Raw genomic sequence first — 25,484 nt, 5'->3', positions numbered from 1 at the left:
ATGGTTCTCGGGCCACGATGACTGCTACGTGATGTTGGAGACCCGCGACCCCGCTCTGCCTGCCGCGGTCCTGGCGGCTGCTGACCCTGCTGGCTGGCTCCGCCCTCGCCGAACTCGCGGAGGAGCCCTTCTCACGCGTTCCCGAGCCCGGGCCCTGGCTCCCCGAGCAGCTGATCGCCACCGCACCTCACTGGATCGGAGCCCTGGGCAACGTCACCGAGGATCTGGTCACCATCGGTCTGGCTGCCTTGGAAGACCCGTGGCGGCTGGGCCTCTCGTTCCCGCAGAAGGCCGACCTCACTGCGATGCTCGACGTATGTCACGGCACCTGGCGGATCGCGCCCGCGGAGTAGCACGAGTCGCCACCCCAACGAGGTGCCGGGTGCAGGCGGTGGCGGGTCACGCTGTGTACGGAGCGGCACCGTGAGGTTGAGCTGGGCCGGGTCCAACCCTTGCTTTCCCGACCGGACACGGGGTGCCACCGGATTTGCCTCACTGCCCTGCCCTGCGGGCCGAAATTGCTCAGCCAGGCCAACTGAAGGGCACCCGCGTACGCAGCGACTCGTGGTTGATGCCCACGTCCTTGGCCACCGACGCGTACGTCCCACTCGGGCGGCGTGGTACAGCGCGACAGCACCGGCCTTGAACTCAGGCGAGTACTTCGACGTCCCCAACGGGAACTCCTGTCCTGTGGATCTTCACGATCCACGGACCAAGGTGTCCACGATCATGGGGAAACGCCCGCGCGCCGTGCGGCACAGCTCTGCCATGTCGGCGCGTGCTTCGGATTCGAGGTGCATCAGGCGGTACGTGGAGGGCTTGCGGCGCTCGGTTTCGCCTCGACTTTGCCTTGGACTTCATTGCGGGGCGCGGGTTGGTTTTTCGATGCGGTGGTACGGGACACCACCGACCCCGGCTTCACCGAGAACCTGCCGCGGCGGCGCGGGCCTCGATGCTCACGTGTCCGCCGGGCCCGACGCGGGGCGGCCGGGCCGCACAACGGCACCGTTTCCGCCGTCGTTCAGTACTGTACAGAGCGGCCGTTCCGTACCGTGCGGAGCACCGAGAGGGGACTCGCGATGGCCGGTCTGAGGCTGGGCCCGCTCCTGCGGCACGTAGACTGGGAGTCGGGCACGAGCGCGACGGTGTGGGTCGAGACCGACCGGGCGTGCACGGCGGAGGTCCGGTGCCCGGGCGGCGCCGGTGGTTCGGCTCCCACGTTCTGCGTCGTCGGCCACCACTACGCGCTGGTGGTCGTGACCGGACTCACCCCTGGGTCCGCCACAACGTACGAGGTGCTGCTCGACGGCGAGCGGGTGTGGCCCCTCGCGGACTCGCCCCAGCCGCTCAGCACCATCCACACTCCGCCGGTCCCGGCGACGGGCGCGGTGGTCGCCTTCGGCTCGTGCCGGTGGGCGGCGCCTGCCGTGGGCGAGCCCGATCCTGTGGGCCCCGATGTCCTCGACACCCTCTCCGCCCAGCTCGCCGCCGACCCGGAGGCCGAGCGTCCGGACGTTCTCCTCCTCCTCGGCGACCAGGTGTACGCGGACGAGACGTCCGCAGACACCCGCGCCTGGATCGCCCGGCATCGGCGGGCCGCCGGCACCGGCTCCGCCGCCCCGCCGGACCAGGTCGCCGACTACGAGGAGTACACCCACCTCTACGACGAGTCCTGGGGCGACCCCGAACTGCGCTGGCTGCTCTCGACCGTACCCAGTTGCATGATCTTCGACGACCACGACGTCATCGACGACTGGAACACCAGCGCCGCCTGGGTAGCCGACATGCGGGCAACGCCCTGGTGGCAAGAGCGGATCACCAGCGGCCTGATGTCGTACTGGGTCTACCAGCACCTCGGGAACCTCTCCCCCGCCGAGCTCGCCGAGGACAAGCTGTACGCGGCGGTACTGGCGGCCGACGACGGCACGGAGGTGCTGCGCGCGTTCGCCGAACGCGCCGACGCCGACCCGGCGACGGTGCGCTGGAGCTACCGCAGGGACTTCGGCCGCATCCGGCTGCTGATGGTCGATACCCGGGCCGCGCGGGTGCTGGAAGAGCAGCACCGGGCGATGCTGGACGCCGAGGAGGCGGCCTGGCTGCGGACGCAGGCGTTCGACGACCCCGGCGGCGTCGACCACCTGCTGGTCGGGACTTCGCTCCCGTGGCTGCTGCCCCCTATGGTCCACTTCGCGGAGGGCTGGCACGCGGCGCTCTGCCGGGGCGAACGCGGTCCGCGCTGGGCGCGCTTCGGTGAGTGGCTGCGCCGGCGGGCGGACCTGGAGCACTGGGCGGCGTTCACCTCGTCGTTCGAAAGGCTGACGGAGACGGTCGCCGAGGTGGGGAGGGCCGACGCCGCCCCGGCGACGGTGTGCGTGCTCTCCGGGGACGTACACCACGCGTATGTGGCGGAGCCCGTCTGGACCAGCGGACAGCAGCCGCGCTCCCGTGTCTTCCAGTTCACCTGCTCACCGCTGCACAACTCGGTGCCCGCAGCCATACGGGCCGGATTCCGTTTCGGCTGGAGCCGGTTCGCCAAGGGGATCGGGCACCTCCTCGCCCGCCACGGACGGGTCGCGAGTCCGGCGGTCCGGTGGGAGCGCACCGGCGGACCGTGGTTCGGCAACCAGTTGATGACGCTGACCCTGCGCGGACGCACGGCGCGGCTGCGGCTGGAGAGGGCCTCGGCGGGTGCGAAGCGGGGGCGCCGCGGGACCGACCGCGCGGGAGCGCGGCTCACCGGTGTCCTCGACCGGAGTCTGACGGACGGAAGTTGACGCCCGCCGGACGGTGCTGCCCCCATTACCGTTTTGGTGGCCCCGCAATGGGGCGCCCGGCCTCCGGAGCTGGCATGACTTTTTCCCCCTGCCGATCGCATGTCTTGGGGGCACCGGTTCCAGAGGCATCGACACCGCTGATTAGCGCCTCTGTGTGTGTCGAGCGGCGGCTGCCACCTGTCGACTTCGACGATCCGTACGGTGATCTCGTCGCCCTCGCTCACGATCTGGCCGGGGTGCTCGACGGGTTCGTCACGGAACTCGGCGGCTGCGGGATGTGCCCTCACGTGTCGGCGTCTACTTCGTGCTCGCGATGTGCCTCTTCCCGGAGGTCGGCTACCGGCTGGTCTGGCAGGAACTGGCCTCTGGCAGGCGCCGGGCTGGAGGTCGTGTGGCCGACCGCGAAGGCCCTGCGTGACCTGCGCCGCCGCATCGGTGCCGCGCCGGTGCGGCGCCGGTGCGGCGCCGGTGCGGCGCCTGTTCGAGGTGCTGACCGGGCCGCTGGCCCAGCCGGCGACACGCGGCGTGCGGTTCGGACCGTTCCGCACGGGCTCCTTCGACGGCTGCAGCTCCATCAAGCTCCCCGACAGCGTCCGCAACACCGGCCGCTTCAGTCGGCAGAGCCACGGCGGCTACCCGAACCTGGAGCTGATGACCCTGGTGGAGACCGGCACCCGGTCCCTGATCGGTCGCGGTGTTCGGCCCCACCAGCGAGAGCGAGACCGCCTACGCCCGCCGCCTGCTGCAATACCTGCGCCCCGCATGCTGGTCCTATGGGACAAGGGCTTCGACGCCCACGTCTTCCTCGCCACTGTGCCCGACACGGAGCGAAGTTCCTGCGACGCCTGCGCGCCAACCGCCGCACCCCGGCTCTGACCCGACTCATGGTCTTGGCTCCGAGTACGTAGCCACCTGAAGAGCCGACGGCGTGCTCAGCTGGTGGTTCGTGGAGTGTCCAGGGAGCGGGCGAAGTCGGCGAGCGTGTGGGAGTCGTTCTCCCGTAGGCCGATCCGCGGAAGTCCCCGTGGACGAGCGTGGCAGCATGCTGTCGCCGTTCTGATGCGTCGCGGTGAACCGGCTCCCCCAGCCCCCACGTGCCGGGGTCGTAGGTCACTACGTCACCGCGCCGGTCACCATGGCGGTGCGGCCGGTCAGGTCGACACCTGCTGTCCCGTCGAACGCGGGAGCGATTCCGCTCGTCACGGCCGGAATCATGCGGGACGTGCCGTGCCACTCCCCTGTGTGCGCCCCCCACAGTCGAGCGACACGCTGTGTACGCCTTCACCAGCGGGCGGGTTCAGAGTTGTCCTCCGACGGGCGTCGGGGCAAGTGCCGGACGCCGGGAGCGCGGCCCGCATGGGGACCCCGCTCCCGGCGAAGGGATGAAGCACACGCATGTCGGCGGGACGGAACCGGAGCGGTGTCAGGCGGTGAGTCGGCAGCGGGTGAGCAGGCTCTCGGTGTCCGCGGTGTCAGAGCGGGGCAGGGTGCGGCTGGGAGGCGGCTGGACGCCTCGGCCCAGCCAGCCCTCCAGCGCCGTGAACGCCGAGCGGTGGCAGGGCACCAGCGGGCGAAGCCGGTCGGGGAAGGCGTCGTAGAGCGAGTCGACGTGTGTTCCTCCCTCGACGCGGTAGTACCGGAAGAGGTGGCCGCGGCCCGCGTCCCGCACCATCTTCGCGTAGACGTCGGAGTCCTGGCCGATGGGCAGCAGCACGTCGAGGGTGCCGTGCAGAGTGATCAGGGGTTTGCCTATCCGCCCTGTCAGGGCGATCTTCGCGACCGCGTCGTGGACGTTCCGCGGTCGGGAGGCGTAGTCGTAGTCGCTGTCGCAGGCCGGTGAGCCCGGCGCGCAGAACGGAGTGCCGGCCTCCAGCGCGCCGTCGTACTTCGGATCCAGTTCCTCGCGGTAAATCCGCTGGGTCAGGTCCCAGTAGTACTGGTGGTGGAAGGGCCACAGGAACTCCGACCCGGTGGGGAAGCCCGCGGCGGTCATCTCGCGGTGCGCGACGTCCGCGCCGTCGCCGCCCGCCGCGTACGCGGGGTAGGCGCGCAGCGCGGGCGGCAGGAAGGTGAGCAGGTGTGGCCCTTGCGCGCGCCAGAGTGTGCCCTCCCAGTCCACTCCCCCGGAGTAGAGCTCGGGATGGTTCTCCAACTGCCACCGCACCAGATAGCCGCCGTTCGACATACCGGTGGCCAGTGTCTTCGAAGGGGGCCGGTGGTAGCGCTGCCCGACCACGGCGCGGGCGGCACGCGTGAGCTCGGTGACCCGGGTGTTCCACTCCGCGATGGCGTCGCCCGGGGCGGCCCCGTCCCGGTGGAAGGCTGCGCCCGTGTTGCCCTTGTCCGTCGCCGCGAACGCGTACCCCCGGGACAGGACCCAGTCCCCGATGGCGCGGTCGTTGGCGTACTGCTCGCGGACTCCGGGTGAGCCCGCGACGACGAGGCCGCCGTTCCAGTGGTCGGGCAGGCGGATCACGAACTGCGCGTCGTGGTTCCAGCTGTGGTTGGTGTTGCTGCGAGAGGTGTCCGGGAAGTATCCGTCGATCTGGATACCGGGCACCCCGCTCGGCACGGCCAGCCCGGCCGGGGTCAAACCCGTCCAGTCGGCCGCGTCGGTGTGCCCCGAAGCCACCGTCCCTGCCGTGGTCAGCTCGTCCAGGCAGGACGTCTCCTGCCGTTCGGCGCCGGGCACCTTCAGGCGGGACATCGCCGCGCAATGGCCCGCCGTTGCGGACTCCTCCCGATGCTGGGCCACAGCAGGGACGGCGGCGACGACCAGCAGGACGGCTGCCGCCGCGGCGGCCCGCCGCAGGGTCCGCGTACGCCACCGCCTCGGGCTCGATCGGTCGTACGGCCGTGCGGGGACGGACAGGGGCGACGGGTGCGAGGGACGCAGGGGCGTCACTGGCGGCACGGATACCTCCAAGGAGGGCGGGGTCTGCGGGCAAGCGGACGCTATGCCGTGGGACACCGCCGGGGTCAGGCGTACGGGCACCACAAGCCCGGTCCCGGGGGTGGGGCCCCGCACCACAGGGGACGGCACGAGACCGGTCGGCGCGGAGTCAGGAGCAGGTGCCGTCGGCGATGACGCAGTAGTCGGCGGGTGACTCCTTCAGGGTGTGCATGACGAAGGTGTTGTACAGGCCCAGGTTCTGGTTCGATCCCTTGGCGTAGGCGTAGGCGTAGGCGTAGGCGTAGGCGTAGCCGCCGCCGGTGGTGGCCCGACCGGCCTGCACCTGCTGGTAGTTGTTCGCCGTCCGGCAGTGGGGAGCCGCGCCGGTCGTGATGGCGGTGATCTCGGCTGAGCGCAGGCCCTCCGTACCGGCCGCATCGCGAGCGGCCACGCTGTAGACGGGACCGCTGCCCGGGCTCAGGCCCGTGTCGGTGAACGGGGCGGCGGTGGACGTGGCGACGCGGGCGCCGTCCCGGTACACCGCGTACGAGGCGGCGCCTGTGACCGCGTTCCAGTTCAGGGTGACGGAGCTGTCCGTGGTTGCCATGGCGCTAGGGCCGCTCGGGGCGGGCAGCCCTCCGGGGTTCGGGGCAGCGCCGTCCAGGCCGAAGAACGAGGTGACCCAGTAGCTGGAACAGATCGAGCGGATGAAGTTCGCGGTACCGATGGCGCCGCACTGCTGAGGACCGGTCCGGGGGCGACCGGGGTGCCGTGCGCGACGGAGAGCACCCGGTTGACCTCGATGGCGACCGCGCCGCCGGGCGCGAGGTACTGCTCTCTCCCGGTCTGGTCGGAGCCGATCGTGGAGGTGCGGTCCGGGCTTTGGTCCAGGCCGTGGACGGCGGTCCACTGGTCTCGCAGTTCCACCACGTTCCTCGGCACGACCTTGGTGTCGTTGTCGCCGTGCCAGATGGTCACCTTCGGCCAGGGACCGGTGTACCCGGGGTTGGCGTCGCCGACCAGGCGGCGGCCCTGCGGCTCGCCGACGACCAGGCGGCCGCGAGCACTTCGTCATGGGCGGCTCCAACCACCCGAACCACACCGTGCCGGCCCGGAAGCTGCAGGACTACCTGCGGTGGCGCAACGCGAATGCCCGCCACCCCGACCTCCTGGCCGCCCGACGCCGCGAACGCGCCAAGGTCCGCAGTGAACGACACCAACGCTGGGGCCGACCACGGTCACAAGCCGCCTGACCCACCCCGGCGAACGTTCGTGGACAACGCACTGGATCAGCCCCGCACCCGCTACACCTTCCGCGCGGACGTCCAGCCCTGGCGGCGGAGTCCTTCGAAGCCGTCCAGGAGGAGGTCGAGGGCGAATTCGAACTCGAACTGGTCGTCGCAACCGCCACCGACCGTGGAGCCCCCGTCGTGTGCCGCCGTCGTGGCCAGTTCCGCGATGTGCGGGTAGCGCGCGGCAAGCCCGGGGTCCGGCGGGCCGGAGGGGCCCGAGGTGTCGAAGAGTTCCTGGCTGAAGCCGAGCAGGCGGCTGCCCATCGCATGCATGACGTGGTGCGTGAGGTCGGCGGAGAGGCCGCCGTCCCGGAAGCTCCCGGCCATCGAGTCCAGGTACGCCAGCACGGCCGGGGTGGGCCCGGTCCGCGACTCGATGACCCGGGCCGCCCAGGGGTGGCGCAGCAGGACTCGGCGGGCCGAAAGGATCCGCCCGCGGACCACGCGCTGCCAGTCGTGGCCCGTGGCCGGCGGGTCGATCTCGCTGACGACGGCGTCGGTCATGCCGTCGAGCAGCTCCTCCTTGTTGGCCACGTGCTTGTAGAGGGCCATAGGTACGACGTCCAGTTCCTGCGCGAGCCTGCGCATGCTGAGGGCGTCGATGCCGGTGGCGTCAGCGAGTGCGACGGCGGCGCGCAGGACGCGTTCCCTGTTCAGGGGGATCCGTTGCGTGTATGTGGCTTTCTGCCGGGTCATTCCGGTTCGGCTCCTTCCCTCCTCGACAGCGCCTCTCCTTGACGAGTGTACGTCGTACACCTATGGTTGCCGCCAGGTGTACGGCGTACACCACCACCGAGCGAGGGGTACCGAGAAGATGAGTCCGGACCGGAGAACCGCAGTGGCCGCCGGGTCGCTGTTCCTGCTGACCGAGGCCGCCGCAATAGCCGGGGCGGTTCTGTACCGCCCCTTGCTGGGCGCGGCGGACGGCGGGCTCGCGCAGGGCGCCGACACGCGGGCGCTGCTCGGGGTGCTCTGCGAGGTGGTGCTGGTGGTGGCGGTTGCCGGTACCGGGGCGGCGCTGTTCCCCGTTCTACGGCGCCACGGCGAGGGGCTCGCGCTCGGGTACGCCTTCGGGCGGCTGCTGGAGGCGGCCGTCATCGCCCTCGGGATCGTCGCCGTCCTGGCGCTCGTCACCCTGCGGCGGGACGCGGGGGCGGCGGCCGGCGCCGATGTCGCGCTGGCGGCCATGCACGACTGGACATTCCTGCTCGGCCCCAACATCGCCCTGGGCCTGAACACCGTCCTGCTTGCGTACCTGGCATACCGCGCACGGCTCGTACCGCGCTTCATCGCCGTGCTAGGGCTGGTCGGCGGGCCGCTGATCTGCGCCTCGGGCGTCGCCGTGATGTTCGGGGCCTACGCGCAGCTCTCCGTTGCGGGGACGGCCGCCGCGCTCCCGGTGTTCGCCTGGGAGCTGGGGCTGGCCGGGTGGCTGATCGTCAGGGGGTTCGGGCCCGGCTCAGGCGTCGCGTCCCGCGCAGACGGAGAAGTGGCTGATCCGGTAGGTGTCCGTCGGTGAGGCCGACCCGAGCTAAACGCTCGGCCGTACCCGGCATGAGCTCACGGTCCTGTTACGGGCGACCGCGCACCGCCGGCATACCGAGGCGCTGGACGGCGGCGCCTGACACCGTCCTCGTCCCGGCCCACCACACGCGACGGAGGAAGGCACGCGCTGCGGTGCCGCTGCCGGCCGGAGCAGCCGGGAGCGACGGGTCATGTGCAGGACGCGGTCGCGGTCAACGCCGGGCGGTACGCGTGCCGCCCCGGGACCGGAAGCAGGCAGGGCGGTGACCGGGCGGCGGCCATTGAGCAGTCACCTGGGGCGCGTCGGGCACACTACCCGGGAGGACCACCACACCTCCCGGTCCACCGGGTCGCCGGGGCCGGGCCGACGGCTGAAATCGCGGGTGGCCCTCACGCGGTACTCGTAGCTGCTGTCCGAACAGGGGCCGCGGACCGGCTGACGGACGCCATCGGCGCCCCTCTCCCGCTGCGCCTACCCCGGCAGACCGCGGCCGCCGAGCAGGTGCCCGAGGGCCTGCTTCTCGACGGCGATCTCGTCTGGGACACCGCGACCGGCCGGCCGGCCTTCGAAGCCCTCCAGCGCCGGACCGCCCCGAAGCGCCGGCGCTGCGGCGGGACGGCTTGCCTGGCCACGCGCGGGCAATGCGCCATGTCCGAGCACTCCGGCCCCACACAGTCACCGCAGCCTCAACGGCACCGCGCCGCCGCCTGGCCCGGCACCGGCTGACTGGAGAGCGCTGACTTGTCAGCTCCAGCGGATCAGCGACACCCGATGGTCGGCGGCGCCGTCAAGAGGCTGCTCCAACTCGGCGATCTTCACCGGCTGAGCCCCCGGGGTGGCGAAGTCCGACCGGTAGAGCACCCACTGGTTGCTGTCGGTCTTGGAGAGGAACACGAAGCTCTTGCCGTCCGAGGAGGGGATGGGGTCTCGGGCGCCCCGGTCGCTCTCGGGGAGCAGGTTCTCGGTCTTGGCGACACGCTGGTAGTCCGCGCTGAAGGTGAGCTGCTTGAGGCTGTCGTGCTGACAGACCAGGGTGGTGTCGTCACGCCAGAAGGCCGGGTCGCAGTACTGCCGCTCGCCGGTGTCCCCCGGGCGCGGGCCAGGCGAGCGCAAGGCAGGCGACTTGACCTCCTGCAGGAGTTCCTCACCGAGAGGACGTCTGGTTCAGGTAGTTCGTGGGTGATTGTGGTTTATGCGGCTCGCCAGGTTGGAGTGGTTTCGCCGGTTGCGCGTTTGGCGAGGGTGGAGATTGCGGCGAGGCGGATCATGCTTTCGGAGTGTTCGGGTTTGGTCCCGTAGTCGCGGGCGAGTCGGCGGTGCATCATGATCCAGCCCAGGCTCCGTTCCACCACCCACCGGCGGGGTAGTACTGAGAAGCCCTCGACCTGGGTATTTCTTGGCACGACGTCAACGTCGATGCCGAGCTCCGCGCCGTGTTCGACGGCCTGGTTCTTGTAGCCGGTGTCGGCCCAGACCTTGGTGATCACGGGATGGGCGGCCGCGGTGCGGGTCAGGAGCTGTTTGCCGGCCTCGTTGTCGGAGACGCTGGCCGCGGTGACCATGACCAGCAGTAACAGACCGAGTGTGTCGACGACGCTGCTGCGTTTGCGGCCCACGATCTTCTTGCCGGCGTCGATGCCCTGGGTGCTGAGGGGCACGGTGTGGGCAGTCTTGACGGACTGTGAGTCGATTACGCAGGCCGTCGGCTCGGGATCGCGGCCTTCCTTCTCGCGGACCAGGCGGCGCAGGCGGACGCCGAGTTGTTCGATGGTGCCGTCGGAGATCCAGGCGGTGAAGCAGGAGAAGACCGTGGTGTGGGCGGGGAAGTCGTGCGGCAGGTAACGCCATGCGATCCCGGTGCGGTTGACGTAGAGGATCGCGTTCATGACTTCTCGCAGGTCGGCGGCCTTGCGTCCGAGGTTGAGGGAGGTCTTCTGCCGCTCGGTCCGCCATGCGGTCAGGACTGGTTCCATCAGTGCCCAGCGGGCGTCGGACAGGTCGGACGGGTACGGCTTGCGAGTCGGCTGCGATGTCATGTCGCCACTGATACGGTCCGGCTGCTCGTGGCGGCCATCGCTCGAATGGGTGACGTGACAGAGGTAAGTCCGGCATTTTCGAACCGGACAGGAGCTTTGGACGCAAGCCACTGGCCAAGCTGTTCCGTGTCGCGTCCTTCCCAGAGCGTGAGCGGGAGCCGGGTGTGGAAGTCGTCCACCCCCAGCACACGGGGCGTCTGGACTTTCCCGCCGAAAGATTTACTGGCGGCCGTTCTTGGTCCGCGCGCCACGGCCTGTCTGGGTTGGGGTGGGTGGCGCGGCGAGCTTGGCGGCCCGGATTGTGAGGTAGTGCCGTTCCGGCAGGCTGGTCGTACGGTTCGCGGCTGCGCGGTAGTTCTCGATCGCGGCCCGGAAGTCGCCGGCCATCTCCAGGAGGTGGGCCCTGGCGGCGTACAGGTGGTGGTGCCCCGCCAGGCGTCGGTCCGACTCCACAGCGCTGAGGATGTCGAGGCCCGCCGCCGGCCCGTGCACCATGGCGGCGGCGACGGCGCGGTTGAGCGACACCACGGGAGTGGGAGACATGTGTTCCAGCACTCCGTACAGTGCGAGGATTTGGGGCCAGTCGGTCTCCTCTACCGACGCCGCCTCGTCGTGGACGGCGGCTACCGCCGCTTGAACTTGGTAAGGGCCTACGGGGCCCTTAGGCAGGGCTGCGGTGATGAGTGCGATGCCCTCGGTGATGGCGTTGCGGTCCCAGAGGGTGCGGTCCTGTTCGGCCAGCGGGATCAGCTCGCCGCCTGGGCCTGTGCGCGCCGGGCTCCGGGCGTCGGTCAGCAGCATCAGCGCGAGCAGGCCGGTGACCTCGCTGTCGTCGGGGAGCAGGTCGTGCACGGCCCTGGCCAGCCGGAGCGCTTCCTTCGAGAGCTCGACGCGTTGCACGTGGGGGCCGCTGCTACTGGTGGATCCCTCGGTAAAGATCAGATACAGGACGTGCAACGCCGCTTCGAGTCGAGGCGCCCAGTCGTCAGGGCCTGGCATACCGAAGGGGATCCCGGAGGTTTTAATGCGCTGCTTGGCCCGGCTGATCCGCTGGGCCATGGTCGCCTCGGGCACCAGGAAGGCGCGGGCGATCTCGGTTGTGGTCAGGCCTCCCACCGACCGCAGGGTCAGGGTGATTGCGGACGCCGGTGACAGAGCGGGATGGCAGCACATGAACAACACGATCAGCGTGTCGTCCTGGTCCGCAGCTTCGTCGTCGTCCGCTGCCTGCGCTGACTGCCGGTCCAGGGGCACCAGGCTGGCCGCGAGATCCTCCCGGCGGCGTCGTGCCTGCTCGCTGCGCACCTGCTCGATCATGCGGCGGCTCGCGACCTGGATCAGCCATCCGCGCGGATTACGTGGCAGACCCTCGTCGCGCCATTGGGTCGCCGCGGCCAGCAAGGCCTCCTGCACGGCGTCCTCGGCGGCGCCGAAGTCCCTGAACCGCCGCGTGAGCACGCCGAGGACCTGCGGCGCCAGCTCGCGCAGCAAGTCCTCGGCGCTCACGCCCGCGTCAGCCACCCTCACATCTCTTCGGGCGGTGCCGACATCACCTGGCGCACCTCGATCGGCATGTGCAGCGGGGCGCCGCCGGGGCCGGGCGCGGCCGAAATGGACGCGGCGATCTCCACCGCCCGCTCAGGCTCGTCGCAGTCGACGATCCAGTAGCCGGCCAGGAATTCCTTGGTCTCGGGGTAGGGGCCCTCGGTGACTACGGGCCGGCCGCCGCTATGGGAGCGGACGATCCGGGCTGTCTCCGGCATCGCCAGCCCCTGGGCGTCGACCAATTCCCCGGCTTCGGTGAGCTTCCTGTTGGTTTCCATCATGAACGTGATGTGCGCCCTGACTTCCTCCGCAGTCCAGGTCCCGATCCCGGGGAAGTCCGCCGTCTTCTCGCTGAACTGCATCAACAGCATGTACTTCATGGTCGGCTCCTCAAAGCTTCCGCGCCCTGGTCAGGCGCTCTCACCGGTAGGTAGAAGCACGCGCGACGATTTCGACATCCTGGGTAAGGATCTACTGAAGACGTTACTGACCTTGAAGGCGGGTTGTCGCAGGGACTGGCGGTTGGTAACCCGTCGCGATATGCCTGAGGTATGAGGTATCCGCAGGGCCAACAGGGCAGGGCGCGGATGGCTGCCCTTGTTGGTGTCCCGTAGCCGACACACCGGCTGTTGCCAGCGGGCAGGTGCGGCTGGACAGGCCAAGCATGTATGTCCATTGCCCGTGGACCCTGAAGGCGTTTCCGGCGTTGTTCCGGCACGTGACGACGGCGCGGAACTGCTTCGTCTCGGTATACCCGTTTGCCGACGGGCGCCCTCGCCCTGGTCGAGGACGTCACGGGGCCGGTCGGTCCGTGATGTGCGAGGCATCCGCCCCGCAGCGAAGTGCGGCCGGTCTTCGGCCCTCGGCCTCCGCTCGTCACAGGCCGCTTCCGCAGCCGCCTCCGCTCCCGCACGCGCCGCCCAGCCCGGGGGCCTCCGCGTTGCCGCCGCCCGTGTGGCTGCGGGGGCGTGCGGGCGAGGACTTCAGTGCGGCCAGGGCGGCCGGTCCGCTGGCCGCGCCGATCCCGTCCAGGGCGACCGCGCGGAGCGTCCGCGCTGTCTCCTCGTCGTCCGGGGCAGTCGCCGCCGGGGCGGCTTGCGCGCTGCTCCTGACACCTGACGCTGACAACACCGCGCGCGGCGGGGGCCACCCCCCGGTGCAGATCCGGTGGGGACGGAGCACGTCAGGTGTCAGGACTTGGGGCGGCCCCCGGCAGGCCCAGGAGAACGGTCAGGGCCAGCCGGGGGCGGTGTGCATTCCCGGCCCTTCAACGACCGGACACGCCACCGGATACGCGCCCGGCCGCCTGTGCGAACTTCGCGTTCTACGCACCCGGCCGGCCCCGCGAATCCGGGGCCGACGCGTAGCCGCGCCCGCGTACCCACACGAAAGGCGGCGGCCAGGCGCAGCGGGACGTACCGCTGAAGCTGGGGACGTGGGTCGACAACCAGCACCGCCGGGCCGCCACCCTGACACCGGAGCGGGTGGAGCAGCTATCCAAGGTCGGCATGAGGTTGGGCATAGCCGCACGGATGAGCAGCGGGGCCGGACAGAGTGTTCCTGTCCTGTCCGGCCCCGCTGCCGCGCGGGAGGCGAAGCCGGCGGAAACTAGGAACCACGGCGCGGCCGACCGCTGGCGCGCAGGGCGTCGCCGTCGCCCTTGAGGCGGGAACGGCCTCTCCGTCCTCCAGCGGGCGCTCAGTGGACTACGTCCCTCCGGCGCGCGTGGTGATGCCCGCGTACAGACGGAAGAGGCGGAGGCGCTCGCGGTCCCCGGAGGCGTATCCGTGCAGGACGTTCCGGCACTGGGCGGCCAGTTCGCGGGCCCGGGTGCCCGGCCAGGGCGGCCCGGGTGCCCGGCCAGGGCTGGGGCAGCAGTTCGGTCGGGAGGAGCGGGTCGGGCTTCATGGCATCGGTGAAGGCCGAGGCGAGCGTGATGGCGAGGGTGAGCTGCTCGAGGTCGGAGGGCTGCACCGAGCGTCCTGGCTGGTCGAGCCGCGCGAGCTGGGCGTCGGCGAGCGCGGCGAGCCACTCGTACCCTGTGGCGATCTCATCGAGGGGCCACAGGACGGAGGCCAGCCGCAGGGGATCGCCTTCGTCGCCGATGCGCAGGTCCTCGCTGGTGAGGAAGGTGACGGTGTCCAGGACGCTCAGGTGCCGGGCCTGGGCTTCGATGTGCGCTTCGATGGGGTGCGGGCTCACGTACAGGCCCCCTGGAGGGGGCTGCGCCGAGCTGGAGGAGGGTCTCGCGCAGGGCGTCGCGTGCCTGGCGGTTGGATTCGGCGATGGCGAAGGCGAACAGGTGCCAGGTGCCGTCCCAGGGGGCGAGGCCCCGGTAATGCCGGTAGGCGTGGCGGACGTGGTCGACGTGGGGTGCGATGGAACCGGAAACGTCCGCGACGGCGTGCATGACGGCCTTGCGGCCCCGGCCCTCGTGGGTGAACCGGCCCTCGGCGACGAGCCGTCTGATGCACAGGCGGACCTGCTGATCGCTCATGCCCAGGGCCCCGGCGACGGAGTAGAGCTGACCCGTGTCGACCGTGCCGTCGTCCCGTACCAGGGCGTGGACCAGTACACGAGTGGAAATCTCCGGGGCGGCGGCCGGCGCGGCAGCCGGCACCGCGGCCGCGGGCGACGGTTCGGAGCCGAGGTGACCCGTAGGCGCGCCGCTCATCGCTCCTCCGCCCCCTGGACGGCGCGGTACATGGCGGTGACCGCGCCGAAACCCAGCAGGGTCCTCAGGTACGGCGTCTGCTCCGTGCGTCCGGCGACGAAGCCGTGCCGTACGTACAAGGCCCGGGCCCGGTCGTTGGTGTCGATGACGTCGAGCCGGATCCGGCGGCAGCCGGCGTCCGCCGCCACCGCGGCTACCTCTCGCAACAGGAGGCTGCCGATCCCGCGGCCGCGGCGAGCCGAGTCGACCGCGATGCCGTCCATGACCAGCTCCCCGTCCTTGGGCGTGCGTTCGAGCAGGGCGAGGAGCGCGACGCGCGGCAGCCCCCGCAGCGTGCCGTAATCGGACAGCACGTCCTTCACCCCCGCCGCCGGTGAGCCCACGCCCACCCCACTGGTAGCCGGCCACACCCACCACCTGGCCTCCCGCGAGGGCCACGATGCCCCGGTCGCGGTGGAGATGCGCGGCGATGAACGGCCTGCCCTGCTCCGGCGGGTTCAAAGCCGCCCCCAGTTTGCGGCCGAACGCCTCCCAGTACAGCTCCGCGACCCGCGCCCGAGCCCCGTCAGGGACCCCGCGTACGACGGTCAACTCCTTGGACGCCGCGTCCTCATGTCCGCCTGTGCTGCCCACTGCGCACCCTCTCCCCACGATCACCGATCGGCCGATCCCTCGTCCAACACTCACGAGTGTAGTACGTTCGTTTTAGAAACGACCGTTTGATTAAAGAACGATTCAAGGGGGGTTGGATGATGCGACGTTCCGTCTTCCGGCGTGGCCGCCGCGCCCGGGCGGTGATCTGGTCACTCGTCACCGTGGTGCTGACCGGGACCGCGCTGGGCGCCGTGGTGCTACGGCAGAACAGCTACGAGATCCGCGAGGAGAAGGTGGCCATCCGCCACGGCGAAACGGCCCTGGACGGCGTACTCGCCCTGCCGCCGGACCACCGGGGCCGGGGGCCGTTCGGCCTCGTCGTGTTCGTCCACGGCGACGGGCCGGTCGACGCCACGCACGAGACGTTCTACCGGCCCATCTGGGAATCCCTCGCCCGGGCCGGATACGCCTCGCTGTCCTGGAACAAGCCCGGGGTCGCGGGCTCGGCTGGGGAGTGGCTGGACCAGACCATGACCGAGCGGGCCCGTGAAACGTCCGACGCCATCGCCTGGGCGACCAGGCAGCGGCCGGACATCGACACGCGCCGCATCGGACTCTGGGGGGCGAGCCAGGCAGGCTGGGTGCTGCCCAAGGTGGCCGCCCAGACCCCCGGCGTGCGGTTCGTCATCGCTGTCTCCCCTGCGGTCGACTGGCGCCGGCAAGGCCGCTACAACCTGCTCGCCGAACTCCGCGCGAACGGCGCCTCCCCCGAGGAAACAGCCACCGCGCTGCACCGGCGGCAGACGACCCTCGACCTGCTGGACCGGCAGGCCTCCCACGAGGAGTACGTACGCGCCGTCGGCGACCCGCAGGGGGTGACGGCCGCCCGCTGGAGCTTCATCGCCCGCAACTACACCGCCGACGCGACAGCCGACCTGCGGGCCATGCCCCCCATACCGGTCCTGCTCATGCTCGCCGGCCGCGACGTCAACGTCGACGTCACGGACACCGAGACCACCTACCGCAACCTGCTCCCCGCCTCCCACCTGCGCGTCCTCCACTATCCCGACGCCGGCCACTCCCTCGTCAAACACGCCGTGGAACAGTCCCCGGCCCGGCTTTACCTCACCGCCGTCCTCGCCCCCAAGGTGCTGTTCGCCGACGGCTTCCTGACGGATCAGCAGCGCTTCCTGGAGCGCCTCGACGCCCACGGTGACCTGACGGGAGCAACGGGATGACCGAGCTCACCACCCCGCCGAGCACACCGCGCGCGAAGGTACGCAGGCTCGCGGACGTCGACGTGTTACGGGGATTCGCCCTCTTCGGCATCCTGATGGTCAACAGCACCTACCTCGCCTCCGCCCACCACGGCACCGGCCTGGAGGACCCGGGATTCGACTCCGCCGTCGACGAGGCCGCCCGCTACCTGGTCGCGGTCTTCTTCGAGGCCAAGTTCTACCTCCTGTTCTCCTTCCTCTTCGGCTACAGCTTCACCCTGCAACTCGCCTCGGCCGAGCGGGACGGGGCCCGGTTCCTGCCGAGGTTCCTGCGCCGCTGCGCAGGCCTGTTCGCCCTCGGCGCGTTCCACGCGGTCATCCTCTTCCCGGGCGACATCCTCACCACCTACGCCGTCCTCGGCCTCGTCCTCCTCGCCGTCCGCCGAGTCCGGCCCCGTACAGCGGTACGGACCGCGATCGGACTGTTCACCGTGACCGCGGCCGGATATCTGCTGCTCGCCTTCGCCCAGCACACCGCCGGCGGCCCCGGCTTCGACCCGGACGCCGCCGCGGCCCACGCCCAGCGGGCCACCGAAGCCCTGCGCGGCAGCCCGGGATCGGTCATCGCCGCGCACCTGGAGCAGCTGCCCGACGTCGCGTTCCTCCTCGCCTTCTTCCAGGCGCCCGCCGCCTTCGCGGCGTTCCTCCTCGGCCTGGCCGCGGGCCGGAACAATGCCCTGGCCGACGTCACCCGCCACCAGGCCCTGCTGCGCCGGCTCCAGTGGACCGGTTTCACCGTCGGCCTCGCGGGCGCAGTGACGTACGCTCACACGAGTGCGGAACACCCCGGCACGGCCTACCAGCTGCTCGGGCTGGGCATCGACGTCATCACCGCCCCGCTGCTGGCCGCCGCCTACGCCGCCACCCTCCTGCGCCTGCTGTCCACCCTCCGCGGACGCCGCCTCGCGGGCGCACTCGCCCCAGCGGGCCGTATGACCCTGACCAACTACCTCACCCAATCACTGGTGCTCGCACTGCTGTTCACCGGCTACGGCGCCGGCCTCGTCGGCCACCTGCCACCGCCCGCCGTCGCGGCCCTCGCGCTGACCCTGTTCGCAGCCCAGCTCACGCTCAGCCGGTACTGGCTGCGCCACCACCCGTACGGCCCCGCCGAATGGCTCCTGCGCGCCATTACCCTGGCGCGTCGCCCACCGTGGCACCACCGCACGGCGGACCCGGCCGATCCGGGAGGCCGCTGTTCAGGTGGCGGTGTCACCTCGGGGGGTACGCCGGGCCGGCACGGCTGGAGAAGGCGACGACGGCCTCGAACCTGAGGTGACGGACCGTCGGCCCCGGCGAGGAATCCCCGCCGGGCCGGCCCTCCCGGCAGGGCGCGCGAGTAGCCTCCGCACTGACGATCGGGGTGAACCCCCGCTCATCAGTGCCGCAGGCCGGGAAATACGGAAAGAACTCACGCTCGGCCCTTCTTCTGGGCTGGGGCTGCGGGCGACGGTCGTTGCAGCCTGCGGAACAGGCAAGCCCCCCACCCCATCCCCGGCCCCGGCCCCGGCCCCGACAGCCCACAGACCCAGGAACCCCCACGACCCCACCCAACCCCCGGACACCTAAACGAGAATCACCCCGGGCACAGAAGCGAGAACTCCCACGTAGGCTTCCAATCCATGGAATGGATATCGTTAGTCGCCACGGTGGTGGGTGCGGTCATCGGGGTGGGCAGCACGCTCGCCACAGACCGAGTGCGCTGGCGACGGGACACGGGCGAGCTCGACAGGGAGACCCTGCGCACGGTGTCTGCCCAGTTCCTGGAGGCGCTGACCGAGGCGCGCGACACCATAAGTGATGCCAGCCGCTCCGGGCACCTACCAGTGGATGAACGGACCCAGCTTGCCCGCGCGAGCATCCTGGCCCACGGTGTGCACTCGAAGCAGTACCAACTCGAGCTACTGGCCACACCGGACGTCGCCCAGTTGGCTGGCGATGCCGCCTACCAGCTGCTCCTCTACCGGGACGCGGTGGTCGCGGGTCATACTCGCGACGATCCTGAGTGTGCGCAGGTACGACGCGCCTTCCGGGAGGCCCGCCAGAAGCTCATGGCTGCTATTCGGTCCTCACTGGCCCGGGACTGAGAGCGGCTCAGGAGCACGGTTCACCCTGCGCGTGTTCTCCCGCCTGAGCGCGGCCAGCTCCTCACGTTCACTGCTGTCGGGGCGGCGTCGCTCAGCCGCCGCCCGTCGCCAGCCAGCAGCCGTGCAGGCCGAGCGGGACCCGGACCGGGATGCGGGCGCGGGCCACGGGGCCGGAGACAGGTTCCTGGGCCGGGACGACGAGGGCCTTGTCTTCAAAGGGGTTTTAGCCAGAGGAATAGGGACGCGATGGTGACGGCTGCCTGGTCGGACTCGCGGGTTCGAGGCCGGCCGGGCCCGGCCCGGCGGACCTTGATGGTGTCCACAACCTCCTCGAAGCGCGTGCAGTCGGCGGCGTTGCCGCCTGGGAAGACGAAGCCGAGCGGACGGCCGCGACCGTCGCAGGCGACGCGGGCGGTGCCGGTCTCGGTGTCGTGGAAGCGCACGGCGTCGTACTCGCCGGGCAGCAGGTCCCTCCGGCCGGTCTCGGTGGCCAGTGCGGCGTAGCGGTGGGCCTCGGCCGATGCGTCGGTCGTCGATGCGGGGAAACTCCACCCGGGCGTCGTCCGGCGTGGTGCGGGCCATGGTGCCCGTCACCGGGTCGATGCGCGCCCGTACGAGTCCACCTCTCGCAGGGGCCGCGCCCGGGCTCCGGTTCTCCGCCGACGGTCAGCCGGCTTCGCGCGCACGCTTACCTGAATAGGCCCCGGCGAACAGGAGGAGATCAGCGACCGCTTCGCCCAGCACCACCTGAGCCTGCGCCGGGAGATGCTGGCCACGACCGTGGCACGGGCGGCGGAACTCAAAGACGAGTACGCACACCGGTACGGCCAGCTGTGCCGACGCGTCACCGGCCTGGCGGTAGGCGTTTTCGCTCTGTCGACCGCCGTCCTGGTCCTCCTCTGCCGGCCCTGAACCGCGCCCTCGCGGATGCCTGCGAGGCAATGTTCCCGGCGAGCGCCGAGTCGGCCGGCGCGACCAGGCAGGCAGCAGGCACGGACACGGACCGCGAAAAGCGCAGAGCACCTCGGACGGGCCCCGGGCGGATACTCCGGGCCGTAGTGCGGGTCGAGTAGTCGACCGTCGCCGACGCCCCGCGTCGAGTCGGGCATCGCCACCCAGTCTGGTCCGAACGGGTCGCCGGAGGAGTGCCGGAGCGGGCGGCCCGGGAAGGTGCGCCGCTCCGGCCAATCGCTAACGCCGCATATATGCCCAAGGTCACTGTCCGGGCGGGCTGAACCCGGAGGTGGCCTTTCGCCAGACGGGTATCACTCGACGGAGAGTGCTTGCAGGAGGTCTGCGACCTGGGGGTCGGGCAGGGCGCGGGCGACGTCCGCCTGGGCGACGATGCCGACCAGGCGGTGGCCGTCGATGACGGGCAGGCGGCGTACCTGGTGCTCGCTCATGGTGGCCAGGATCTCGGGCCGGCTTCCGGGACGGGCTGCCGGACGCGCCTGCGACTGGGACCGCCTTCCCTCTTGCGACACTGTGTGACCGAAGTGATGCAGCGGGTCATTGACTGTGTCAGCGCGGTGCCGGTAAGACTTCCACACCCCGAGGAGCCATCGTCATCAGCGTGCAGGACAAGCGGCAGCAGCCGGGTCAGCGGGAAAAGGGGCCTGAGAAGACGGAGACCGAGCGCCAGCAGTCTGCGGGCCGGAACCCGGCGCGTCCCCAGCAGCCGGAGAAAGCCTCCCGCGGCCTGGACGGCGAGACCAAACGCCGCCGCGAGGAAGACCTGGTGAACGAGGGAGATGTCGAAGGCGACGAGCTGTAGCACCGCCCACGCACCAAGGCCCGGCCGGACGGCAGCCACCCCAGCCGGGCCTACAGAGCAACCTGGCAGAGATCGCCGCCGGTCAGGACGCCCGGAAGAACGCGACCACGACATGCGTCAAGCAGGCCGGTGCCACTCTGGTCGGCGATCACACCAAGCTCGACGCGGAACTCTCCGCCCTGGCGAAGGAGGGCGACGTCTCCCTGCCGGGAACCCCGACCCGTGAACAGCAGACCACGCTCGCCGACGTCCGGTCCAAGGCCTGCCCCGACTACGACAAGGCTTGGCTGATGGCCCAGGAAGCCGGCCACACCAAGACGCTCACGCTGATCGACCAGCAGATCAGCCAGGGCAAGGACACCGAGACCACCGCAGCGGCGAAGAAGGCCCGCCCGGAGGTCGCCATGCACCTGGACATGGTCCGCGGCGGGACCTGCCACACGTGACGATGCCTCGTCCTGCGTAACCGCACCCCCGCCGAGGGCGGAATCCTGGAGTTGCGGGGTGTTCCCCACCAGCCACTACGCGTGCTCGACCTCACCGGCACGCGCCCTGTTCGCGCTTCGCACCCGCCTTGGTCGCCGACCAGCCCGGTCGGCGACCTGGGGCAGCGAGGTCTGCGAGGCTTGGCGCCGAGCGCTGTCGCCGGGTGAGCTGCGCCGGCAACCCGCGCAGGGTGCCACCCTTGGCCTGTTTGCGTGATTTATTCTTTAGGTGACGCTTACTCGCCGGTTTTCGGGTAGTCGCCTGGTGGGACGGCGTCGATCATGGCGCCTCCCGACCCGTGGAGTACTCCGTGCTCCGCACGACGGATTGGACACCCGCCATGACCACCGCGAACCCGGGCGGCACCTCAGGCCGCCGGAGTACCAGTGCCGACGTCTCCGGACACCGGACGCGCCGTCTGTCGACCGAGACGAAGTCGGCCCTTAAGACGACGGAGTTCTTCGTCTACATCGCTGCCGTCATCGCGGTCCTCATCGCCTCCATGCTCGTGGGCACCGAAGAGGGCCACCTCGACTACTTCCGCGCCGACAAGGCCTGGCTGTACATCGTGATCCTCACCGTCGGCTACATGATCAGCCGAGGACTGGCCAAGTCCGGCAGCCGGGACAACTACGACGACAACGGCTCCTGACCCGCATCACCGGGGAGAAGCCCAGCCGCACGTCGCGAGACCTCGCTGCCCAGTCGGCTGCAGCGAGCCGCCCTCTGCCCGACCATCAGGCCGGGCAGAGGGCGGCGCAAAGCAAGACGGTGGCTCCCGGTAGGGCGGAACCGGCATCAGTCCTTGGCGATGGCCATACCGAGGAAAATCCCCACCATCAGCGCGACGCTGCCGGTGACCATCACGGACCACGTTCCCGCGTGCGTCGCACCGAACGTCAAGGTCATCCCGGCCTGCGTCGCGGCTTGCGTGGCCTGCGCCCCTGCCATGGTCGCCTCCTGGACGGCCAGGGCCGTCTCCAGCTACTGAAGCTACTGAACCTTGGTTTCCAGTTCGGACTGCTTCATCGCTCGGTTCCCCTCTCTCACGGCGTGCCGGGCTGATCCCGGCATCACCGTCCACCTCCCCACCATGCGGACATAGCCGCACCACTCGCCCGGGATGTACCCGTTTGCCGACGACGGACGCCCTCACCGTGGCCAAGAGGGCTACCGGGCCGGCCGGGCGGCCTGTGGGGTGTATACGCCGGGCAGCCACCAACTTCCCTGCCTCGGGTGCGGGGGTCGACCGTGGTGCTCACTGCGGGATTCCGCACTGCAGGCACCGCCCGGCCCGCCGGCTCTGGCGCTCGGTTTCCGCACTATCGGCTGCCGCTTCGTGCGGGGACGGAGGCGGGCCTCCACGCGACCGCCGGTGGTGCGGGTTCCGAAGGCGGGCTGAAAGGGGCGGTGGGCGGGCCCATTGCGTTCCAGCCGTCCGAGAGGCGGAAGGCGCTGCCGTCCAGGGGCAGCTCCCACCGTGCTGCCAGACACGACCGTTCCCCAACCCAACCGCTTCCGCACCCATCAACCTGGGCGCGGTGGCGTCGCTTCGGCCATGCCGGCTCGGGGATACAAAAACTGCAGGTCGGCTCTGGGCAGCCGATGCTGAAACCGGGCCGAAACCAGAAAGGCGCTCCGCATGGCGCGTACAGCACTCGTCGTGATCGACATGGTCAACACGTACGAGCACGAGGATGCCGATACGCTCGTACTCTCCGTTCGCAATGCGCTGCCGGGCATCATCGCGCTCATCGCGCGCGCCCGGGCCGGCGGATCCCCCGTGATCTACGTGAACGACAACTTCGGGCAGTGGCGCTCCCACCACGGGGAACTCCTGCAAACGGCACTCGACGGCGCGCACGGCGGCCTCGTCGAGCCGATCGCTCCGGACGAGGAATCTCTCTTCATCGTCAAGGCCCGCCACTCGATCTTCTTCGAGACACCCCTGGCCTATCTACTGGGACAGATGGAGATCGAACGGCTCGTCCTATGCGGGGCAGGTCACCGAGCAGTGCGTGCTGTACTCGGCGCTGGACGCGCACGTCAGACACTTCAAGGTCATCGTGCCCGTCGACGCCGTCGCCCACATCCACGCCGACCTCGCGGAAGCCGCACTGCAGATGATGCAACGCAACATGAACGCCGAGCGCTGCCGGGCCGATGACATCCACTTCGACACCCCGGCAGAAGCCGACACCGACACCGCGCCATGACACCGCCCTGGTTCCGTGGCTTTCTGGCCCGGTAAGAGGTCTCAGGTCTCGAACGCCACCGGCATGTTTTGCCAATGGTGGCGCCGCCGACAAAAGCGCCCATAGGACACGCCGCAGATGGACGACTGCCGCTCCCGCTTGACCGTCTCCCCAACGCAGCCGTGCGGCGTGGTGTGCTCAACGCCGGGTAGGCGCTGAACACCCAGTTCCAGCCGCGTGCGCCGCTCGGCCACTGACGGCTGTTGCCAAGCCAGGAGGTCACGTCATGTCCGCACAGGATTCGGAACCAGATCCGCGCCGTACGCCTTCACCCGGCACAGGGACCGGGGTCCCGCCTGGCGAGACTCCGCCCGGCGAATCAAGCACTGGCACAGGAACCGGACCGTACCGGCCCCTCACCCGCGGCTGGGGAAAGGGACCCCTGGTGCTGATCTGCCTCCTTGCCTTCGTCATCGCCCTGTTCTTCCTGGCCTATGCCATCACGCTGAACCTCTGAAGTAGTTGATCGCGCCCACCCCAGCTTGGTCAGGGGTCGGATGGGCGCGGTCCCGCGGTCCTTTGTCTTTCAGCGCTCGTGCCGGCTGGCGAAGATCGCCTACTGCTCGCGCTCCAGCTCCATCGCCGCGTCGCCGGGCGGCCGGACGCCGTACTCATCCGATGCGTCGGCATCAAGACACGGAGGCCGCGTACCGGTAGCGGATCGCAACCCTCTGTAATCAGCGGGCCGCGCTGGCCGCGCTGATGTCGACGGTAGGCCCGCAGTGCGTCACCGGGGGCCAGGACCTTCTACCCGTGATCGCGGCCCGGTGCCCGCACCCGCTGCCCGTGCGCAGGATCTCCGTAGATGCTGCTGTCGGCGAGGGGAATCCGCTCGGCGCGGTCTCCCGGATGCGAGCCCTCCGCGTCGAGGACGTGCAGCACGCGCCGGCCCACGATGTCGATGAATCGGAACGACAACCGCGCCCCGAACCCACCCCGTGTCGGCCGTACCGCACGCTTCGGGCAGCCCCCCCGACTGGTACGGGCTCACCGCCCACGTGAGGCCAGCGGTCGCTGGAAGGCATGTGCGCCGACAGGTCGCGCGCACGCTCCCACATGCCCCTCGTCCTCGGCCGGGCGCTGCCGCTCGCCGTGCAGGGCGCCCATGATGAGAGGCCGCTCGATGGCCTGGGCCGCCGCCGCCATCGGCATCTGGACCTGCGTCGCCCCGTGCACACCCGCTCGATCACCGGCAACCTCATCACCGGCATCTTCGCCACCCTCCTCGCACTCGCGGCCGCCTCGGCCGCCCGCGACAACGACACCAACCGTCACGGCCCCGCCACACGTGCCGGCACCCGCTGAATCCTGGGTGCGCTCATAGGAGGTGCCGAGCCCCCCGAGGAGCATCAGGTAGGCGATGCCGGCGATGAGGCTGGTGACGGCGAGGGTGCTTGTCCCGATACGCGAGCCGAAACCAGGGCGGGGCCTGCTGTGTGGAGCTCGGGAACAGAAGGGTCAGCCGCGGTGCGGGTACGGCGACATGCCCTGACGCTGCGCGGGCCGTGCCGTTGGCCGGCCTTGTAGGCCCGATAGCCGGGTCCGGTGGCCGGTGCGCTGATTCGCCGGGCACATCGAGGCGTCTTCGGTGCCGGCCGGTGCGCGGACCGGGCGGAGGCACACCGACCGCCCGTGGGCCCGTTGGGAGCTGGGCCCCGTTGCGCGGCGGCGGGCGAGGGGTGCATGACCGCCCCCGCGCTGTGCCGCCTGCTGCCCTTTCTACGCTACGCCCGCCGGGCTGATCCGCGTCCGTGAGGTGCGCGTCTTCCCACGAATACTGTGTGGGAAGCCGAGTCAGCGCGCGAGACCGGCTTGTCCACGGCAGGCCGGTCTGCGGAAACAAGGCCGCCGTTGCGGCCACCCCGGCGCGCAGCGCCCCCGGAAGCGGTGCCCGCCGCACAGCAACCCGATCCCACGCCATCCCCGGTACTCGCAGGGCCTGTGCCCAGGTGTGGGGATTCTCCCGTGGAGAGCGGATATCAACAGGCCTGCCGACGGGATGGGGGCGGTGGCTGGGGGTCACCACTTCGGCCGAATCTCCGTAACCGGTCACTTGCTCGTGCTGTTTGACGGGAGCCGATGCCGTAATCCCTGCGGCAGGCCCCCTCTTCTAGGAGATCTCGATGTCGCGTATCGCACAGGCCGTAGCCGTCACCGCCGCAGCTGCAGCCGTCCTGGCCGGCGGCGCCGGCATGGCCGCCGCGGACGCCACCGCCGAAGGCGCTGCCATCGGCTCCCCCGGCGTCCTGTCCGGCAACGTCCTCCAGGTACC

At 70.5% G+C, this 25,484-nt stretch carries 25 protein-coding genes and 5 pseudogenes; 15 read left to right on the top strand and 15 right to left on the bottom strand.

What is annotated here, in order from left to right:
• Positions 1-1,079: 1,079 nt before the first annotated feature.
• From ACFWTC_RS32215 to ACFWTC_RS32205, 3 genes are all read left to right on the top strand, one after another.
• Complete coding sequence (locus ACFWTC_RS32215) at positions 1,080-2,774, top strand: alkaline phosphatase D family protein (RefSeq protein WP_384030038.1); 1,695 nt, start codon at positions 1,080-1,082, stop codon at positions 2,772-2,774.
• Between the two features lie 277 nt (positions 2,775-3,051).
• Positions 3,052-3,192: a transposase domain-containing protein gene (locus tag ACFWTC_RS32210; RefSeq protein ID WP_384030036.1), complete on the top strand. Its 141-nt coding sequence runs from the start codon at positions 3,052-3,054 to the stop codon at positions 3,190-3,192.
• A 50-nt stretch (positions 3,193-3,242) separates the two neighbouring features.
• The gene (locus tag ACFWTC_RS32205; protein WP_383923544.1) at positions 3,243-3,650 is read left to right on the top strand and encodes a hypothetical protein; all 408 of its coding nucleotides are present in this window, start codon (positions 3,243-3,245) and stop codon (positions 3,648-3,650) included.
• Positions 3,651-4,197: 547 nt separating this feature from the next.
• On the opposite strand, the gene ACFWTC_RS32200 is transcribed toward ACFWTC_RS32205, so the two are convergent.
• The 3 genes and pseudogenes from ACFWTC_RS32200 to ACFWTC_RS32190 all read right to left on the bottom strand — a co-directional run bounded on the left by ACFWTC_RS32200 (position 4,198) and on the right by ACFWTC_RS32190 (position 7,655).
• The gene (locus ACFWTC_RS32200; RefSeq protein WP_383923668.1) at positions 4,198-5,529 is read right to left on the bottom strand and encodes a 3-hydroxybutyrate oligomer hydrolase family protein; all 1,332 of its coding nucleotides are present in this window, start codon (positions 5,527-5,529) and stop codon (positions 4,198-4,200) included.
• Positions 5,530-5,836: 307 nt separating this feature from the next.
• Positions 5,837-6,687, bottom strand: a pseudogene (locus tag ACFWTC_RS32195) (esterase); the annotation flags it as partial.
• A 284-nt stretch (positions 6,688-6,971) separates the two neighbouring features.
• Positions 6,972-7,655: a TetR/AcrR family transcriptional regulator C-terminal domain-containing protein gene (locus tag ACFWTC_RS32190; protein WP_384030034.1), complete on the bottom strand. Its 684-nt coding sequence runs from the start codon at positions 7,653-7,655 to the stop codon at positions 6,972-6,974.
• A 142-nt stretch (positions 7,656-7,797) separates the two neighbouring features.
• Between ACFWTC_RS32190 and ACFWTC_RS32185 the strand changes: the two genes are divergently transcribed.
• On the top strand, positions 7,798-8,478 hold the full coding sequence (locus ACFWTC_RS32185) for a DUF4386 domain-containing protein (RefSeq protein ID WP_384074891.1): 681 nt from the start codon (positions 7,798-7,800) through the stop codon (positions 8,476-8,478).
• 750 nt (positions 8,479-9,228) lie between these two features.
• On the opposite strand, the gene ACFWTC_RS32180 is transcribed toward ACFWTC_RS32185, so the two are convergent.
• From ACFWTC_RS32180 to ACFWTC_RS32150, 7 genes and pseudogenes are all read right to left on the bottom strand, one after another.
• Complete coding sequence (locus ACFWTC_RS32180; protein ID WP_384029626.1) at positions 9,229-9,597, bottom strand: hypothetical protein; 369 nt, start codon at positions 9,595-9,597, stop codon at positions 9,229-9,231.
• 77 nt (positions 9,598-9,674) lie between these two features.
• On the bottom strand, positions 9,675-10,520 hold the full coding sequence (locus ACFWTC_RS32175; protein WP_384029624.1) for an IS5 family transposase: 846 nt from the start codon (positions 10,518-10,520) through the stop codon (positions 9,675-9,677).
• A gap of 219 nt (positions 10,521-10,739) precedes the next feature.
• Complete coding sequence (locus tag ACFWTC_RS32170) at positions 10,740-12,026, bottom strand: RNA polymerase sigma factor (RefSeq protein WP_383923555.1); 1,287 nt, start codon at positions 12,024-12,026, stop codon at positions 10,740-10,742.
• Between the two features lie 17 nt (positions 12,027-12,043).
• Positions 12,044-12,445 carry a YciI family protein gene (locus ACFWTC_RS32165; protein ID WP_383923558.1) on the bottom strand — a complete coding sequence of 134 codons (402 nt, stop codon included), beginning with the start codon at positions 12,443-12,445 and terminating at the stop codon, positions 12,044-12,046.
• A gap of 1,318 nt (positions 12,446-13,763) precedes the next feature.
• Positions 13,764-14,267: a PaaX family transcriptional regulator C-terminal domain-containing protein gene (locus ACFWTC_RS32160; RefSeq protein ID WP_383923564.1), complete on the bottom strand. Its 504-nt coding sequence runs from the start codon at positions 14,265-14,267 to the stop codon at positions 13,764-13,766.
• Between the two features lie 67 nt (positions 14,268-14,334).
• Positions 14,335-14,475, bottom strand: a pseudogene (locus tag ACFWTC_RS32155) (transcriptional regulator); the annotation flags it as partial.
• A gap of 260 nt (positions 14,476-14,735) precedes the next feature.
• Positions 14,736-15,092 carry a GNAT family N-acetyltransferase gene (locus ACFWTC_RS32150; RefSeq protein WP_384029623.1) on the bottom strand — a complete coding sequence of 119 codons (357 nt, stop codon included), beginning with the start codon at positions 15,090-15,092 and terminating at the stop codon, positions 14,736-14,738.
• A gap of 396 nt (positions 15,093-15,488) precedes the next feature.
• On the opposite strand from ACFWTC_RS32150, the gene ACFWTC_RS32145 reads away from it, so the two are divergent.
• The 3 genes from ACFWTC_RS32145 to ACFWTC_RS32135 all read left to right on the top strand — a co-directional run bounded on the left by ACFWTC_RS32145 (position 15,489) and on the right by ACFWTC_RS32135 (position 18,697).
• A complete protein-coding gene (locus ACFWTC_RS32145; protein WP_383923569.1) occupies positions 15,489-16,571 on the top strand; it encodes an alpha/beta hydrolase family protein in 1,083 nt (360 codons plus the stop codon).
• Positions 16,568-17,884: a DUF418 domain-containing protein gene (locus ACFWTC_RS32140; protein ID WP_383923572.1), complete on the top strand. Its 1,317-nt coding sequence runs from the start codon at positions 16,568-16,570 to the stop codon at positions 17,882-17,884. The genes ACFWTC_RS32145 and ACFWTC_RS32140 overlap by 4 nt, the downstream gene beginning before the upstream one ends.
• Before the next feature lie 348 nt (positions 17,885-18,232).
• Complete coding sequence (locus ACFWTC_RS32135) at positions 18,233-18,697, top strand: hypothetical protein (protein WP_383923574.1); 465 nt, start codon at positions 18,233-18,235, stop codon at positions 18,695-18,697.
• A 91-nt stretch (positions 18,698-18,788) separates the two neighbouring features.
• On the opposite strand, the pseudogene ACFWTC_RS32130 reads toward ACFWTC_RS32135, so the two are convergent.
• Both ACFWTC_RS32130 and ACFWTC_RS32125 read right to left on the bottom strand, forming a co-directional pair.
• Positions 18,789-18,890: pseudogene (locus tag ACFWTC_RS32130) on the bottom strand (hypothetical protein); the annotation flags it as partial.
• Positions 18,891-18,909: 19 nt separating this feature from the next.
• Entirely contained in the window at positions 18,910-19,140 is a 231-nt protein-coding gene (locus ACFWTC_RS32125) for a hypothetical protein (protein WP_384029622.1), read from the bottom strand.
• Positions 19,141-19,462: 322 nt separating this feature from the next.
• Here ACFWTC_RS32125 and ACFWTC_RS32120 point away from each other — a divergent pair, with 322 nt between their 5' ends.
• Positions 19,463-19,609: a hypothetical protein gene (locus tag ACFWTC_RS32120; RefSeq protein ID WP_384029621.1), complete on the top strand. Its 147-nt coding sequence runs from the start codon at positions 19,463-19,465 to the stop codon at positions 19,607-19,609.
• Between the two features lie 353 nt (positions 19,610-19,962).
• Here the strand turns inward: ACFWTC_RS32120 and ACFWTC_RS32115 are convergent.
• Positions 19,963-20,118 (bottom strand): annotated as a pseudogene (locus ACFWTC_RS32115) (CBS domain-containing protein); the annotation flags it as partial.
• 152 nt (positions 20,119-20,270) lie between these two features.
• On the opposite strand from ACFWTC_RS32115, the gene ACFWTC_RS32110 reads away from it, so the two are divergent.
• The 3 genes from ACFWTC_RS32110 to ACFWTC_RS32100 all read left to right on the top strand — a co-directional run bounded on the left by ACFWTC_RS32110 (position 20,271) and on the right by ACFWTC_RS32100 (position 21,609).
• Positions 20,271-20,471 carry a hypothetical protein gene (locus tag ACFWTC_RS32110; RefSeq protein ID WP_383923579.1) on the top strand — a complete coding sequence of 67 codons (201 nt, stop codon included), beginning with the start codon at positions 20,271-20,273 and terminating at the stop codon, positions 20,469-20,471.
• 62 nt (positions 20,472-20,533) lie between these two features.
• On the top strand, positions 20,534-20,917 hold the full coding sequence (locus ACFWTC_RS32105) for a DUF4142 domain-containing protein (protein WP_383923671.1): 384 nt from the start codon (positions 20,534-20,536) through the stop codon (positions 20,915-20,917).
• 380 nt (positions 20,918-21,297) lie between these two features.
• Positions 21,298-21,609, top strand: coding sequence for a hypothetical protein (locus tag ACFWTC_RS32100; protein ID WP_384029620.1), 312 nt, complete (start codon positions 21,298-21,300; stop codon positions 21,607-21,609).
• A gap of 146 nt (positions 21,610-21,755) precedes the next feature.
• On the opposite strand, the gene ACFWTC_RS32095 is transcribed toward ACFWTC_RS32100, so the two are convergent.
• Positions 21,756-21,908: a hypothetical protein gene (locus ACFWTC_RS32095; RefSeq protein WP_384029619.1), complete on the bottom strand. Its 153-nt coding sequence runs from the start codon at positions 21,906-21,908 to the stop codon at positions 21,756-21,758.
• A gap of 691 nt (positions 21,909-22,599) precedes the next feature.
• Between ACFWTC_RS32095 and ACFWTC_RS32090 the strand changes: the two are divergent.
• Both ACFWTC_RS32090 and ACFWTC_RS32085 read left to right on the top strand, forming a co-directional pair.
• Positions 22,600-23,173: pseudogene (locus ACFWTC_RS32090) on the top strand (isochorismatase family cysteine hydrolase).
• Positions 23,174-23,438: 265 nt separating this feature from the next.
• Positions 23,439-23,669 carry a DUF6480 family protein gene (locus ACFWTC_RS32085; protein ID WP_384029617.1) on the top strand — a complete coding sequence of 77 codons (231 nt, stop codon included), beginning with the start codon at positions 23,439-23,441 and terminating at the stop codon, positions 23,667-23,669.
• Positions 23,670-23,959: 290 nt separating this feature from the next.
• Here ACFWTC_RS32085 and ACFWTC_RS32080 read toward each other — a convergent pair whose 3' ends face one another.
• Complete coding sequence (locus ACFWTC_RS32080) at positions 23,960-24,130, bottom strand: hypothetical protein (protein ID WP_384029615.1); 171 nt, start codon at positions 24,128-24,130, stop codon at positions 23,960-23,962.
• Between the two features lie 138 nt (positions 24,131-24,268).
• Here ACFWTC_RS32080 and ACFWTC_RS32075 point away from each other — a divergent pair, with 138 nt between their 5' ends.
• Positions 24,269-24,517 carry a hypothetical protein gene (locus ACFWTC_RS32075; protein WP_383923591.1) on the top strand — a complete coding sequence of 83 codons (249 nt, stop codon included), beginning with the start codon at positions 24,269-24,271 and terminating at the stop codon, positions 24,515-24,517.
• Between the two features lie 818 nt (positions 24,518-25,335).
• Positions 25,336-25,484 (top strand): chaplin family protein (locus tag ACFWTC_RS32070; RefSeq protein WP_384074860.1); only part of this gene is annotated, 149 nt, incomplete at its 3' end.

Origin of the sequence: Streptomyces sp. NPDC058619 (assembly GCF_042717785.1) — a bacterium.
In the GTDB taxonomy this organism is placed as follows: domain Bacteria; phylum Actinomycetota; class Actinomycetes; order Streptomycetales; family Streptomycetaceae; genus Streptomyces.
This window is presented reverse-complemented; position numbering and strand designations above follow the sequence as displayed.

Bases quoted from the DNA above. Each gene is read 5' to 3' on its own strand.
- ACFWTC_RS32215 (WP_384030038.1), top strand. From the start codon at position 1,080: ATGGCCGGTCTGAGGCTGGGCCCGCTCCTGCGGCACGTAGACTGGGAG.
- ACFWTC_RS32190 (WP_384030034.1), bottom strand. From the start codon at position 7,655: ATGACCCGGCAGAAAGCCACATACACGCAACGGATCCCCCTGAACAGG.
- ACFWTC_RS32175 (WP_384029624.1), bottom strand. From the start codon at position 10,520: ATGACATCGCAGCCGACTCGCAAGCCGTACCCGTCCGACCTGTCCGAC.
- ACFWTC_RS32165 (WP_383923558.1), bottom strand. From the start codon at position 12,445: ATGAAGTACATGCTGTTGATGCAGTTCAGCGAGAAGACGGCGGACTTC.
- ACFWTC_RS32145 (WP_383923569.1), top strand. From the start codon at position 15,489: ATGATGCGACGTTCCGTCTTCCGGCGTGGCCGCCGCGCCCGGGCGGTG.
- ACFWTC_RS32140 (WP_383923572.1), top strand. From the start codon at position 16,568: ATGACCGAGCTCACCACCCCGCCGAGCACACCGCGCGCGAAGGTACGC.
- ACFWTC_RS32135 (WP_383923574.1), top strand. From the start codon at position 18,233: ATGGAATGGATATCGTTAGTCGCCACGGTGGTGGGTGCGGTCATCGGG.
- ACFWTC_RS32120 (WP_384029621.1), top strand. From the start codon at position 19,463: ATGCTGGCCACGACCGTGGCACGGGCGGCGGAACTCAAAGACGAGTAC.
- ACFWTC_RS32100 (WP_384029620.1), top strand. From the start codon at position 21,298: ATGACCACCGCGAACCCGGGCGGCACCTCAGGCCGCCGGAGTACCAGT.
- ACFWTC_RS32095 (WP_384029619.1), bottom strand. From the start codon at position 21,908: ATGGCAGGGGCGCAGGCCACGCAAGCCGCGACGCAGGCCGGGATGACC.
- ACFWTC_RS32085 (WP_384029617.1), top strand. From the start codon at position 23,439: ATGTCCGCACAGGATTCGGAACCAGATCCGCGCCGTACGCCTTCACCC.
- ACFWTC_RS32075 (WP_383923591.1), top strand. From the start codon at position 24,269: ATGCCCCTCGTCCTCGGCCGGGCGCTGCCGCTCGCCGTGCAGGGCGCC.